The organism is Desulfomarina sp., assembly GCF_054039375.1.
This window is the reverse complement of record NZ_JBPLBA010000093.1, coordinates 52,916-66,050: the sequence shown is the minus strand read 5'-3', so window position 1 is coordinate 66,050 and position 13,135 is coordinate 52,916. Positions and strand designations below refer to the sequence as shown.

The window sequence follows — 13,135 nt, the reverse complement described above, 5'->3', positions numbered from 1 at the left end:
GTATGGCATTCGCCAGCAGAAGAAATCGTAAGCAGTCACAGGATGGCCCAGCTGCATGCACTCCCATCTCGCAATATAGCGTGACTATAATTGCGGGATGTGATTACCGCATCTGAACCATCCTGAGAATGCTTTCAGCCTAAAGAGGGAATTATGAGTTTCGAAAACATTATTGTAGAAAAAGAAGAAAACATTGCGGTTATTACCTTTAACCGTCCCGAGGCGATGAATGCCCTTAATATCAAGACCAGGGCAGAGTTTGCCGCGGCGGTAAAAGATGTTGAAGAAGATGAGACGGTCAAGGTGCTCATTCTGACAGGATCCGGCAAATCTTTTGTTGCCGGTTCCGATATCAAGGAGTTTCACGCGACAACTCCGTTCGCGGCACATAATATCGTTCGTCTTGGAGCCATTGTGGAAAAGCTGGGCAAACCGGTAATTGCAGCGGTCAATGGTTTCTGCCTGGGCGGTGGTTGCGAGATTGCCATGGCCTGTGACCTGATTATTGCCTCGGAGAAAGCGAAATTCGGCCAGCCTGAAATCAACCTCGGTATTATTCCGGGTGGTGGCGGTACCCAGCGGTTGCAGCGTCTTGTTGGCGTATGCAGGGCCAAGGAGCTGATCTTTACCGGAGAGATTATCCGGGCGGACGAGGCTGACCGGATTGGTCTTGTGAACCGGGTGGTGCCCATGGATGAATTGATGATGGTTGCAAAGGAAATTGCGGGCAGGATTGCGGCTAAAAGCTCTGCTGCTCTGAAACTGGCCAAGCAGGCGATCAACAAGGGAATGCAGATGAGCCTGCAGGATGGACTTGACTACGAATATGAAATGTATGCCCTGGCGCTTTCCCTGGAAGATAAGGAGGAAGGAGTCAACGCGTTTCTTGAGAAGAGAAAACCGAAATTTGTCGGTCGTTAGCAGTTGGGTTTTAAATCAGGATATTAATTAAGGAAGAACACAATGGAAAATATGGCAAACAAGGTAGCCCGGATACCCAATCTGGTGGACTGGTCCACCGGTGAAGTGAGATTGATGAGTGCGAAATGCAGCAGCTGTGGAACATACTTTTTCCCGAAAGAGCATTATCAGCACCGCCCCGGCTGTTCAAGAGAAGGAGTGGAAGATGTGCTTCTTCCGGCAAGAGGAAAACTGGCCAGTTATACGATTCAATATTATCCCTGTCCGGCACCATTCAAAACAGAAAAAAAGATCACCCCCTACGGTATCGGCCTGGTGGAATTTGAAGATGAGAAAATCCAGATTACCGGTATCATCACGGAAACTGATCTGAAGACGCTGAAAATCGGTATGGAAATGGAAACAACCCTGCTTGAGATGTACACCAACGAGGAGAAGCAGCAGGTAGTCACCTGGGCGTTCAAGGCTGTTTAAATGACCGTTATCAATTACCGTTATCAATAAAAAAGGGATAATTACCATGAGAGATGTATATATTATAGGAACAGGGATCCATCCCTGGATGGGTTTTTCTGAGCAGGTATTTGCTGATTTTGCAGCCGTGGCCGTTGATGGTGCTTTAAAAGACGCCAATATAGAATGGCAGAAGATCCAGGCGATAATGGCCGGGATTTTTATTTACGGGGGGAACGCCGGTCATCTTTCCGGTCAGTACCTGGAGTCTATTTTTGGTGAAACCGGCATTCCCGTGGTTAACGTTTATAACGCCTGCGCCACCGGATCAGCCTCCATCAGAATGGCCTACAACAGTATAGCTGCAGGTGAGACTGATACCGCCCTGGCCTTTGGCGCAGATGTTTCTCCAAAGGGATTTCTGACAGCCAAGTCCGATAATGCAGTTCAGGACAGGGACGTCATTCGATGGAAGATGGGTGGTCTGCCCAATCCCATTTACTGGGCGTTGGAGTGCAGGAAGCGGATGGAGAAATACGACACAACCGAAGAGGATCTGGCCCTGGTCAAAGTGCTGATGAGTGAATACGGCTCTAAAAATCCCCATGCCCGTTTCAAAAAAACCTACAGCCTGGAAGAAGTATTGAATTCAGTCTATGTCTGTGATCCTTTAAGGCTTTATGAAATCTGTCCGGTGAGCACGGGTGCTGCCGCGCTCATCGTTACAGCCGACAAAGAGCTGATTGCCAAGGCGGACAATCCGGTGAAGATCAACGCAACAACCATGGGCAGTGCCATGTATGGTGACCCGACCATCCGCATTTCCGCCCTTTCCTGCCCGTCCGTCCCCGAGGCCCCGATGCTCAGTGAGAGCTATTCCGCCTCCCGCCAGGCGTATGAAAAGGCCGGTATCGGGCCGGAGGATATTGATCTGCTTGAACTGCCCGATAACAGTTCCTGGCATTACCTGGTGTATCTTGAGACCTGCGGGTTCTGCGGAGAAGGTGAAGCGGATAAAATGCTGCGGGACGGTTTGACGAAGATCGGTGGCAAACTGCCGGTCAATCCCAGCGGAGGGTTTTCCTCCCACGGGGAAGCTCTTTCCGCCCAGGCGATCTGGCAGGTCATTGAATGTGCCAATCAGCTGCGAGGTCGATGTGGCGATCGTCAGGTTGAGGGGGCCAGGGTTGCCATGGCCCAGACCTACGGCCTGATGGGGAACAGCGGAACCACCATTTTATCCGTTTGATCAGGAAGTTGTTTATTTGAAAAACCGCGACTGAAGGTTGTATTGCCCCAGTAAGGATTTTCATTGGCTTTTTGTACCCACTGGGTATAAATGGCCGAGCCATAGAACCCGGCCTTGCCGGTTTACCTGGATCTGTAAAGCCGGCTCATATCCGATGCGGATATGAGCCGGTTGTTTTCAGCTCTGAATTCAGAGTCAGTCAGGAGAGAAGATGGGTGATACCTGGGAAGATTTGAACAAAAAGACCATTTCCGCCATACGGGAAGGTGACTACAATAAAGCCCTTGATATTGCCGAAGCGGCTGTGGAAATGGCAGAGAAGAAAGAGGGAAGAGATCTTGCCGTATCGTTGAACAATCTCGGTGAACTGTATCATCTGCTGGAAAGATTTGATGAAGCGGAAGGTGTTTTGTTGAACTCCCTTGAACTTTTTGAAAAGGAGGGCGGCAAGGAATCTGCTGACGTGGCCGACACTCTTGCCAATCTGGCAGAGCTTTATCTTCGGATTGAGCGGTTCGAGGAAGCTGAGGCAGTTCTTACCAGAATACTTGCCATCTGCAGGGAAAAGGAGTTTGATCCGCTGTTTCCCCTGGAGTCTCTGGCCACTGCCTTACTTGGCCAGGGAAAGATGGGCGAGGCGCGTTCCCGTCTTGAGCAGGCCGTGGAGGCAGGAGAAAAAGTTTTTGGAAAAGACCATCCCGATCTTGGAGAAATCCTCAAGCGGCTGGGTACCGTAGAACAGCAGACTGGAAACCTGGATGAAGCTGAAAAATATTTCAGGCGTGTCCTGGTTCTTTATGAAAACAGCATTGGTGTGGATCATCCCCTTTTTGCTTCCATTCTCAGCCATCTTGGTGGAATATATCTTGCCAGGGGGCATTTCCAGGCAGCTGAACCACTCCTGAACCAGGCTGTGGGGATTTACAGGCAGAACATGGCCGATGATGGTCATCCGGAGCTGGCAGAAACCCTGGAAAAACTAGCAAGCATGTATAGCGGCCAGGGGAAGAGAGAAAAGGCGGAGGAATATCAGAAGCAGGCGCTGGAAATGTATATTGGAGGTTTAGGGGAAGATCATCCTGCCGTCGCCCAGGCCCGGAACAGTCTTGGAGAGTTGTATCTTCAGGAGAAAAAAGTTGTTCAGGCCCAGAAACTGTTCAATGAATCCCTGGCTGTCCGGGAGAAGGTCTTTGGGGAGAATCATCCCGCTGTAGCCCAGTCATATAACAATCTGGGCATTCTCCACAGTATGAGGGGGGAGCGCAGTCTTGCTGTGAAACAGCACCAGAGAGCACTGAAAATACGACAAGCCGCCTTTGGAGAACGCCATCCAGCCACAACCCAGTCCCTTGAAAACCTTGCAGGGCTGGCCAGAGAGTCCGGTAAACTTCAGGAGGCAAAAGAATACCTGCTCCAGTCTCTGTCAATCTGGAAATCGGCCATGGGTCCGGAACATCCTGTTGTAGCTCAGAGTATGCACAATCTCGCAACTCTGGAGATGATTGCCGGTAATAATGAAGATGCTGAACGTCTGCTTCTTGAGGCACGGAAAATTCTTGAGAAGGATCAGGTTGCCAATGAAATGCATCTTCTTATTGTCTATGAGACGCTGGCGGCGTTCTATAAGACTGTTGGCAGAAATATGGAGGCCGGCGAGTTTGCCGGCCGAGTTCACAAGATCAGGAAACCCGAACATATGCAGAAAAGGGGTTAATATATGATACTTATGGGGATCAGTGGCAGTATCAGGGAGAAATCCTATAATACAGGTTTGCTGCAGAGTGCGGGGCGCTGCCTGCCAGAGGGCGTGTCTCTTACTCTTTTTGATTGCTCTGGGTTACCTCTGTACAATGGAGATCTTGACGCGGACAGGGAAAACAGGCCTGACGAAGTCCGGAGGTTGCTTGATGAACTTGCACACTGTGACGGTGTTATTTTTGCGACTCCCGAATATAATTACAGTATTTCCGGTGTGTTGAAAAATGCCATTGATTGGGCTTCCCGCCCGGCCTATAAATCTGTTCTGGCCGGGAAACCTGTGGCGATCCTGAGCGGAGCCAAGGGCGTGGTCGGAGGAGCCAGGGCACAGAACCACCTGCGGGATATCCTGTCCAGTACTCTTTCACCGGTTGTCCCCTCGCCACCTTTCCTGGTTCCGGAGGTTCAGAAAAAGTTTAATGATAGAGGACTGCTTTCGGATGAAGGGACAAAAGTCCGTCTACAAAGATACATTGAAGATTTTGTCGCATGGGTCAATCTTCTCAGTAACCGGGAGCCCTTGTAATTGGTCACAGGGATAATAACTCTGCGAGTAATTGCTTGTAATTACTTGACCTTGCGACCAAACTCAATGCCCAGTTTTTTCATTTTGTTGCGGAGCGTGTTTGGATGTATGGCAAGCATTGCCGCAGCGCCGCCCTTCCCGTTGATTTTTCCTTTTGCCGCCTGCAGTGTTTCTATTATATGTGTCCGGATGACTTCGTCCAGGGGAACCGGTACAGGTGTAACCTGCAGGGAAAAATCATTTTCCACGACCGGAGCGATTTTCTTGGGGCGGTGAAAATAGAGGGGACCATGGCGATGCTGGATCAAAGCTCGTTCCACCACATTTTCGAGTTCCCGAACATTACCGGGCCAGGTCTGGCGGGTAAGGGTGTTGAGAGCTTCAGGAGCGATGCCGGGTACGGGAAATATTCCGAGTTCCCTTGACTTCTTTTTGATGAACCATGCCGCCAGCAGGGGGATGTCTCCAGGGCGTGCCCGGAGGGGAGGAATGTATATGGGGAACATGTTGATACGGAACCACAGGTCCTCCCTGAAACTGCCCTCTTCGACCATCTTTTCCAGGTTGCGATGGGTGGCGGCAATCACCCGGATATCAAGTTTAATCGGTGGAGAACCGCCGACCCTCTCAATCTCCTGGGTCTGCAGAACCCGCAGCAGTCTGACCTGGGCCCAGGGTGGCAGCTCTCCTATCTCATCAAGAAAGATCGTACCCTTGTTGGCCCGTTCAAAACGGCCCCGTTTCTGGCGGTCCGCTCCGGTGAAGGCGCCCTTTTCATGACCGAACAGTTCACTGTCAATAAGATTTTCGGGGATAGCTCCGCAGTTGACCTTGATGAAAGGCTTGTCGCGTCTGGGGGACTGACGATGAATGGCATTGCCTATGACCTCTTTTCCTGTTCCCGTTTCGCCGAATAACAGTACGGTTGTTTTGAGGTGGGCGATCTGAACCACCTTGTCCATGACATCCTTCAGACCGGTTTCAGCTCCGATGACTTCATCGCCTGCCCGGGAAATTAGTTCGCTGTTGAGGTAACGGTTATCTGAAACCAGGCTTTCCTTCAGATCCCGCAGTTCCTGGTGTTTCAGGGCATTGGCCATGGCAATGGCAAAAGGTTCGCGGAGCTGTGCCAGCAGATGCGCGTGGTTTTCGGAGAAACGGTTATGACCTTTGGCGAAAAGATCGATTACACCAAGGCGATGGCCTTCGATAAAGAGGCGCAGGGCGATAAAGGAATAATCTTTTAACTGCAGTTCTGTTGTGATAATCCTTCCCAGGGGGTCGTCATCGGGACTGTTGATGATGAGATAATCCTGCAGCCGCCTGCCGCTTTCAATGGCCTGGATCAGGCCAGCCGGCAGCTTGATTGATTGACCGATTTTTTTTCCGCCCCGGTCATCGGCCATGGCCACGTAACGGATACCGCTGATGCTCGGCTCATAAATGTTCAGATACATTGCATCCGCCGGCAGATAATTTCGGATAAATCCGAAACATCGCCACAGGGCAACTTCCACATCAAGGCTGCTGCAGATCAGCAGGGTGGCTTTTTTGAAAAAAAGGTTCTCATCCATTTGTTTATCTGGCTCGGGGCGTTTTTTACCTTATTTGGTGAGCTGAGTGTATATTACCTTATATGGTAAAAGTTGTCACCATATAAGGTAACTCAATGCGAGTGCCACTCGCATCTTACTATAAATAAACAGAAAGAATTAACTGTATCTGGCGCCAATATTGCATGTAATGTTTATGGAACTGCAGCACAGGAGGAAGTATATGGTCGCATTTATGGTTGATACATTTTTGATACGGTCGGAAGCGGTTGCCAATCTGGTCTTTCGGATCTTGTTGTACCTGGCTTACCGCATGATGGTGATGAAGAGTGGTCTGTCCGCTGATTTCAGGAAGCGGCTGGGGGAAAGGGATTATGTCGCGGAAATAAAAATCCGGGGAGGATATGGCCGGATTTTTATACTGAAAAACGGGGAAGTTTTTTCAGGGAAAGGTTTTACCGGCAAGGTGGATGTCAGCATGGTTTTCACCGATAGTGTGACGGCAGTAAAACTTATGACTTCTCCCAGGGATTCCCTGGCCCAGATCAATGCCATGAAGAATTTCAGGGTCGATGTGCAGGGGGATGAGCAGAATACCATCCATTTCATGCAGACCCTGAACATGATGAGCGGGCAGTCTTCACCGCCGCCATACGGCATTGATATGGGAGACGGGCTTACCCGCTATGTCAGCAATACCAATGGCGGGCCGGTATTTGTCTACGTTAAGAAGGGTAGGATCATCAGAATTACTCCGATAGAATTTGAGGACAGTGACGGGGCCTCCTGGACTATTCATGCCCGTGGAAAAACCTTCACTCCTCCCAGGAAAGGGACGGTGAACCCCTATGTTTTCGGTCTCAAATCCTTGATTTATTCAGAAGATCGTCTGCTTTACCCCATGAAGCGGATCGATTTTGATCCAAATGGCGAACGCAACTGCGCCAATCGCGGTATTTCTGGATATGAGAGGATAAGCTGGGATGAAGCCCTTGATATTGTCGCTTCAGAGATAAAACGGGTAAAGAAGGAACATGGACCCGGTGCCATTATGAACGGTTCCGGTTCCCATCATACCTGGGGGAACATCGGCTACTGGCTCAGTGCAAAAACACGCTTTATGAATTCCATCGGTTCCAGTCATGTGGTTCATAATCCCGACAGCTGGGAAGGGTGGTACTGGGGCGCCATGCACCATTGGGGAAACAGTATTCGTAATGGTGCCACAGACACTTATGGTACCGTGGAGGATTGTCTGAAAGAAGCGGAAATGATCGTTTTCTGGTCCAGTGATCCGGAGTCGACAAGCGGGGTTTACGGCGCTTTCGAGGGTACGGTTCGCAGGCAGTGGGCCCAGTCTCTGGGCATAAAGATGGTGCACATTGATCCCTACTATAATCATACTGCTGCGCTGCTGGGAGGCAAATGGATTGCTCCGCGTCCGGATACCGGTAACGCCATGGCCCTGGCCATTGCCTATGTCTGGATCACGGAAGAGCTTTACGATCATGACTATGTGGAAAAACGAACGGTCGGTTTTGAGAAATGGCGGGATTATATTCTCGGTAAAGAGGACGGAATAGAAAAAACCCCGGAATGGCAGGAAAAGGAAACAGAGGTTCCAGGCAGGGTTGTCCGGGCACTCGCCAGGCAGTGGGGAACGAGAAAAACCTATCTCTCGCCGGGAGGACTGGCTGGATTCGGCGGGGCATGCCGTTGTGCCACCGGTATAGAGTGGGCCCGTTCCATGGTCTGCCTGATGGCCATGCAGGGACTGGGCAAGCCCGGGATCAACATGGGCTGCCTGCAGCAGGGGGCACCGGTTGACACAAACTTTTATTTTCCGGGCTATGCCGAGGGCGGGCTTTCGGGAGATCTTGACTATACCGGCCTGCGTATTTCAATGTACCAGAGAATGCCCCAGCTTCCTTCCATGAATTCGGTCTCCCAGATGATCCCGAGATTGCGGATACCCGAGGCGATTCTCAATCTTTCCTGTGAGGGATATCCCACCGATCCGAAAAGCATCGAGGGGCAGTTCAAAAAAATAACCTATCCTGCTCCCGGCCATTCTCCGTCGAGAATGTACTATAAATATGGCGGTTCACACTTTGGTACCATGGCGGATTCGAACCGTTTTGCCAGGGCCTATCGCAGCGAAAATCTGGAATTTGTGGTTAATCAATCTATCTGGTTTGAGGGTGAGGCAAAATTTGCAGATATTATTTTGCCCGCCTGCACCAATTTTGAACGATGGGATATTGGTGAGACGGCGAATTCCGGTGGCTACAGTCATCAGCAGTTTATCCAGTGGAACCACAGGGTTATCACCATGCAGCATAAATGTATCGAGCCCCTGGGGGAAAGTCGGTCCGATTACCAGATCTTTCTCGATCTGGCCAAACGGCTGGGGTTGGGGACCCTCTTTTCAGAAGGGATCACCGAGATTGAATGGTGTCGCAGGCTCTTTGATGCAAGTGATCTGCCTACGGTTATTTCCTGGCGGGATTTCATGAAGAAGGGGTACTATGTTGTTCCGGCTCCCCTGGAGGAAAACCGGGCCCCGGTTTCCTATCGCTGGTTTGCTGAAGGAACGAAGAAAAATGTGCCTGAACTTTCCCCTCTGCCCTCTGATTACACTGAAGAGTGGCGAAAGGGGCTGCAGACCCAGTCAGGAAAATTGGAATTTGAATCATCGAGCCTCAAGCGATTTGCCCCGGATGATCCGGAGCGGCCGCCAATCTCAAAATTCCGGCCGTCCTGGGAGGGCCATCATAATCTGGAGCTGTATGAAAAATATCCTCTCAATCTTATCTCTCCCCATCCGCGTTACAGCTTTCACACCATGTTCGACGGTAAGAATTCCATCATCAATGATGTCAAGGATCATCGGGTACTGATAGATGGCTATTATTACTGGATTGTACGAATAAACCGTGGGGATGCGGGCAGAAGGGGGATTGAACATAACAGCCTTGTCAAGCTGTTTAACGATCGCGGGGAAGTGATCTGTGCCGCCCATGTGACAGACAGACTGCCGCCGGGTACAGTACAGTCCCCTGAAGGATCCGCGGTGTATGACCCCCTGGGAGAACCGGGGAATTCACCGGACAGGGGTGGTTGTATCAATCTGCTTACTCCTGGCAGAAATATAATCAAAAGATCGCATTCAACTGCTTCCAATTCATGCCTGGTTCAGGTTGAGCCCTGGGTGGAAAGGAGGGAATAATGAAAAAATATGCCTTTATTATTGATATTGCCAAATGTGAAAACTGCAATAACTGTTTTCTTTCCTGTAAGGACGAGCACTGCGGCAATGACTGGCCGGGGATCAGCCTGTCCCAGCCTCTTCACGGTCAGCGCTGGATCAATATCAGACGAAGAGAAAGGGGGGAATTCCCCTATGTTGATGTGGCCTACCTGCCGCAACCCTGTTTTCACTGTGACAATGCGCCCTGCGTTTCTGCTGCGGAAAAAGGGGCCGTGTACAGGAGGGAAGACGGGATAGTGATTATTGATCCGCAGAAGGCAAAGGGGAGACAGGAGATAGTCTCGTCCTGTCCCTTTGGCGCCATCTGGTGGAATGAAAAAGAACAGATTCCCCAGAAATGTACTTTCTGCGCCCACCTTCTTGATCAGGGATGGAAGAAAACACGGTGTGTACAGGCCTGCCCGACCGGCGCACTTTCCTTTGTCTTTTTAGAGAATGAAGAACTTGAGCGACTGATCAGGGATGAGGGGTTAAAAAGATATGGCGGAGAAAAACATGGGGCGGAGCCCCGTTGTTTTTATAAAAACCTCCACCGCTTCAATAGTGCTTTTATCGCAGGAACTGTTGCGAAAGGTGATAAAGAGCAATCGGATTGTGTTGAAGGGGCAACTGTAAGGTTGCTGAAAGATGGTGATCCTGTGGCTGAGCAGATGAGCGATGGATTCGGGGATTTTAAGTTTGACGGACTGGAGGAAGACGGGTCTGTCTATTGCGTTGAGATTTTATCGCCTGCCGGAGACAGGCAGACCGTTGAAATTGACTTGGAAAAAAGTTGTTTTCTCGGAACAGTCTGGGTCTGAAAATCTGGCGGGAAAGGGCGTAAAATCAACAAAAATGATTGACAAAACTTTGGTTGCATGTAATTTTACATAGCACAAAATGCATGGTGAAATATGGATGCGGTCATATGAAGATGAGGGGATACGCAATTATCATTGCGGCATTTTTCACGGTGTCCATCGCCTACGGTATCCGGTATGGTTATGGAATGCTGCTCCCCGGAATGATTGAGTCCCTTGAAATCGGCAAAACGCAGGCCGGAATCATATATGCGTCGTATTTTGTGGCTTATACGCTTTTTTCACCGTTACTCGGATTACTCTCCGACAGGTATGATTCCCGCCTGATTTTAACAGTTTTTCCCGCACTGATGGCAGCCGGGGCTTTGCTGATGTCCTATGCTGTCACCCTGGGACAGGCGGCTGTTTTTTTCTCCCTCGCAGGAATAGGTCATGCGGCCTGCTGGGCTCCGGTAGTTTCCCTGGTTCAACTCTGGGTGAAGGATGGACACAGGGGTACGGCACTTGCATTTGCCACCATGGGGAGTGGAGTGGGCATAGCTTCCTGGGGAATGATCCTGCCGGTTGTTGTTGAACGCTCATCCTGGCAGGCAGGCTGGCATGCCATGGGTATTTTCGGTTTTTTCGTCGCGTTGTTGAATTTTATTCTTGTAAGAAATGCCCCGGGGGAGGATGATTCCCGGCAGTGGAATGAAAAGAGCAGGGGAAATCGGAAAACAAAGGTGTCATACATGCAGATTTTGAAAAAAAAACAGCTGTGGCTTATCGGTTGTTCATATCTGCTTATTGGTTTTATCGTTCTTATCCCTTTTACTTTTCTCGGTGTTTATGGAGTTGAGGAACTGCATTTGTCATACAGGGATGCGACACGGCTTTTTTCGCTGCTTGCTGTGTCGGGAATGGCAGGGAAAATTATTCTGGGCGTTTTGTCCGACAAATGGGGCAGGATTCAGGTGATGATGCTCTGCGGGGCCTTGCTTGGCACCGGATGTCTGGGTATTGTCAACTTGAGTGCATTTCAGCTGAAAATTTGTTCTGTTGTCATGGTCGGGTTGGGATTTGGAGCTGTATGGCCTGTTTATGCCGCAGCGGCAATGGATTTCTTTCCCAGGACTGTGGCGGGCACCGTTATCGGTTTCTGGACGGTTTTCCTGGGAATTGGTTCTATCTTGTCACCAGTGATATGCGGTTGGACAATTGATCGATCCGGTTCCTATTTCGGACCTTTTATGATAGGGTTTACAGCGTCCGTTTTTTCAGTGCTTCTGCTGATTCCCGGTCTTAGACAATCGGGTGTTGCAGCCTGGAAAGCAGAAGAAAATTAGGTCATATTATTTTCAATCCCTGTGGCATAAAGGAGGATGCCAGCAAGGGGTAATTCGAAACGGGAAGTTTCATCGCAAACAACACTTAGGGAGACAGCAACATGAAAAAAATCGTTTTTACCTGTACGTTGGTCTTTTCTTTTTTCACATTCTTACTTGTAACTCCGTCCATTTCCACTGCAAAAACCGTTACGCTGAAATACGCAAATTTCTTCCCGCCGACTCATATCCAGAGCAAACTGGCAGAGTCCTGGTGCAAGGAAGTGGAAAAACGCACTGATGGCAGAGTAAAAATAGAATATTATCCCGGCGGCAGTCTTTTGAAAGGAAAACAGATTTATGATGGTGTTGCTGATGGTATCGCGGATATCGGTTTTTCCGTTCTGGCTTATACCCGTGGACGTTTTCCTGTAATTTCCGCCCTGGATCTGCCCTTTGGATATACTTCCGGTATCACAGCCACCGCCGTGGCAAATGAACTGTACAATAAATTGAAACCGAAGGAATTCAACGATACGAAGTTAATGTATCTCCACGCCCATGGACCCGGCTTTATTCACACCAGGAACAAGCAGATCACCAAACTTGAAGATTTGAAAGGACTGCGGATCCGGTCCACAGGTATGAGTGCGGAAGCGGTAAAAGCTCTTGGAGCAACTCCAGTTGCAATGGGAATGGCTGATTCATATCAGAGTCTGCAGAAAGGTGTTGTTGACGGCAGTGCATATCCTCTGGAGGCAAACAGAGGCTGGAAGCTTGGTGAGGTAACCAAATATGCTGTCTGTGTTTATCCTGTCGCCTACACCACAACATTTTTTGTTACCATGAACAAGGACAAATGGAGTGCTATTGATAAAAAAGATCAGGATGCGATTGAGGCGATAAATGCGGAATGGTCCATCAAGCATGGTGAGGCCTGGGACTCAAGCGATCTGGCCGGACTCCGATTTTTTATGGAACAGGGAAATACTGCAGCCGGACTGGACCCGAAAGAGGTTGAGCGTTGGAAGAAGGCTGTGGCTCCGGTCATCGATAAATATGCAGCCGGACTGGATAAGAAAGGTATTGACGGGGCTGCTGTAATAAAAACCATTCGTGATGGTCTTAAAGCCAGAATGTAAAAATAACAAATTCCTGAATCCGTGATCGCAGGGGTCGAAGGAAGGTTGTGAATTTTTCAAACAGACTGGAATGTGTGAATTATAATTGTATTCTCAGTGTCTTATTAAGGAAAATATCACGAGGCCGTCACAAATTCAGGATATTGTAATGATACAGG

10 protein-coding genes are annotated in these 13,135 nt (G+C 49.6%); 9 read left to right on the top strand and 1 reads right to left on the bottom strand.

Going from position 1 to position 13,135, the window contains the following annotated elements:
* Positions 1–153: 153 nt before the first annotated feature.
* From ACXLDX_RS05220 to ACXLDX_RS05200, 5 genes are all read left to right on the top strand, one after another.
* Positions 154–921, top strand: a complete 768-nt coding sequence (locus tag ACXLDX_RS05220) for an enoyl-CoA hydratase/isomerase family protein (RefSeq protein WP_457576137.1) — start codon at positions 154–156, stop codon at positions 919–921.
* Positions 922–963: 42 nt separating this feature from the next.
* On the top strand, positions 964–1,395 hold the full coding sequence (locus ACXLDX_RS05215; protein ID WP_457576136.1) for a Zn-ribbon domain-containing OB-fold protein: 432 nt from the start codon (positions 964–966) through the stop codon (positions 1,393–1,395).
* 46 nt (positions 1,396–1,441) lie between these two features.
* Positions 1,442–2,623 carry a thiolase C-terminal domain-containing protein gene (locus tag ACXLDX_RS05210; protein WP_457576135.1) on the top strand — a complete coding sequence of 394 codons (1,182 nt, stop codon included), beginning with the start codon at positions 1,442–1,444 and terminating at the stop codon, positions 2,621–2,623.
* 211 nt (positions 2,624–2,834) lie between these two features.
* On the top strand, positions 2,835–4,337 hold the full coding sequence (locus ACXLDX_RS05205; RefSeq protein ID WP_457576134.1) for a tetratricopeptide repeat protein: 1,503 nt from the start codon (positions 2,835–2,837) through the stop codon (positions 4,335–4,337).
* 3 nt (positions 4,338–4,340) lie between these two features.
* Positions 4,341–4,907: an NADPH-dependent FMN reductase gene (locus ACXLDX_RS05200; RefSeq protein ID WP_457576133.1), complete on the top strand. Its 567-nt coding sequence runs from the start codon at positions 4,341–4,343 to the stop codon at positions 4,905–4,907.
* A 41-nt stretch (positions 4,908–4,948) separates the two neighbouring features.
* On the opposite strand, the gene ACXLDX_RS05195 is transcribed toward ACXLDX_RS05200, so the two are convergent.
* Positions 4,949–6,481, bottom strand: a complete 1,533-nt coding sequence (locus ACXLDX_RS05195; protein ID WP_457576132.1) for a sigma-54-dependent Fis family transcriptional regulator — start codon at positions 6,479–6,481, stop codon at positions 4,949–4,951.
* Between the two features lie 202 nt (positions 6,482–6,683).
* Between ACXLDX_RS05195 and ACXLDX_RS05190 the strand changes: the two genes are divergently transcribed.
* The 4 genes from ACXLDX_RS05190 (at position 6,684) to ACXLDX_RS05175 (ending at position 12,977) form a co-directional block, all read left to right on the top strand.
* Entirely contained in the window at positions 6,684–9,689 is a 3,006-nt protein-coding gene (locus ACXLDX_RS05190; RefSeq protein ID WP_457576131.1) for a molybdopterin-dependent oxidoreductase, read from the top strand.
* Positions 9,689–10,531 (top strand): 4Fe-4S dicluster domain-containing protein, encoded by an 843-nt coding sequence (locus ACXLDX_RS05185; protein WP_457576130.1) that lies wholly within the window; start codon positions 9,689–9,691, stop codon positions 10,529–10,531. Before ACXLDX_RS05190 ends, ACXLDX_RS05185 begins: the two co-directional genes overlap by 1 nt.
* A gap of 107 nt (positions 10,532–10,638) precedes the next feature.
* Positions 10,639–11,856, top strand: a complete 1,218-nt coding sequence (locus tag ACXLDX_RS05180) for an MFS transporter (protein WP_457576129.1) — start codon at positions 10,639–10,641, stop codon at positions 11,854–11,856.
* A gap of 101 nt (positions 11,857–11,957) precedes the next feature.
* Positions 11,958–12,977, top strand: coding sequence for a TRAP transporter substrate-binding protein (locus ACXLDX_RS05175; protein ID WP_457576128.1), 1,020 nt, complete (start codon positions 11,958–11,960; stop codon positions 12,975–12,977).
* Positions 12,978–13,135: the final 158 nt, after the last annotated feature.

What these genes read in the sequence shown, in the direction of transcription:
- ACXLDX_RS05205 (WP_457576134.1), top strand. Translation starts at nt 2,835, where the DNA reads ATGGGTGATACCTGGGAAGATTTGAACAAAAAGACCATTTCCGCCATA.
- ACXLDX_RS05180 (WP_457576129.1), top strand. Translation starts at nt 10,639, where the DNA reads ATGAAGATGAGGGGATACGCAATTATCATTGCGGCATTTTTCACGGTG.
- ACXLDX_RS05175 (WP_457576128.1), top strand. Translation starts at nt 11,958, where the DNA reads ATGAAAAAAATCGTTTTTACCTGTACGTTGGTCTTTTCTTTTTTCACA.
- ACXLDX_RS05195 (WP_457576132.1), bottom strand. Translation starts at nt 6,481, where the DNA reads ATGGATGAGAACCTTTTTTTCAAAAAAGCCACCCTGCTGATCTGCAGC.
- ACXLDX_RS05220 (WP_457576137.1), top strand. Translation starts at nt 154, where the DNA reads ATGAGTTTCGAAAACATTATTGTAGAAAAAGAAGAAAACATTGCGGTT.
- ACXLDX_RS05190 (WP_457576131.1), top strand. Translation starts at nt 6,684, where the DNA reads ATGGTCGCATTTATGGTTGATACATTTTTGATACGGTCGGAAGCGGTT.
- ACXLDX_RS05200 (WP_457576133.1), top strand. Translation starts at nt 4,341, where the DNA reads ATGATACTTATGGGGATCAGTGGCAGTATCAGGGAGAAATCCTATAAT.
- ACXLDX_RS05185 (WP_457576130.1), top strand. Translation starts at nt 9,689, where the DNA reads ATGAAAAAATATGCCTTTATTATTGATATTGCCAAATGTGAAAACTGC.
- ACXLDX_RS05210 (WP_457576135.1), top strand. Translation starts at nt 1,442, where the DNA reads ATGAGAGATGTATATATTATAGGAACAGGGATCCATCCCTGGATGGGT.
- ACXLDX_RS05215 (WP_457576136.1), top strand. Translation starts at nt 964, where the DNA reads ATGGAAAATATGGCAAACAAGGTAGCCCGGATACCCAATCTGGTGGAC.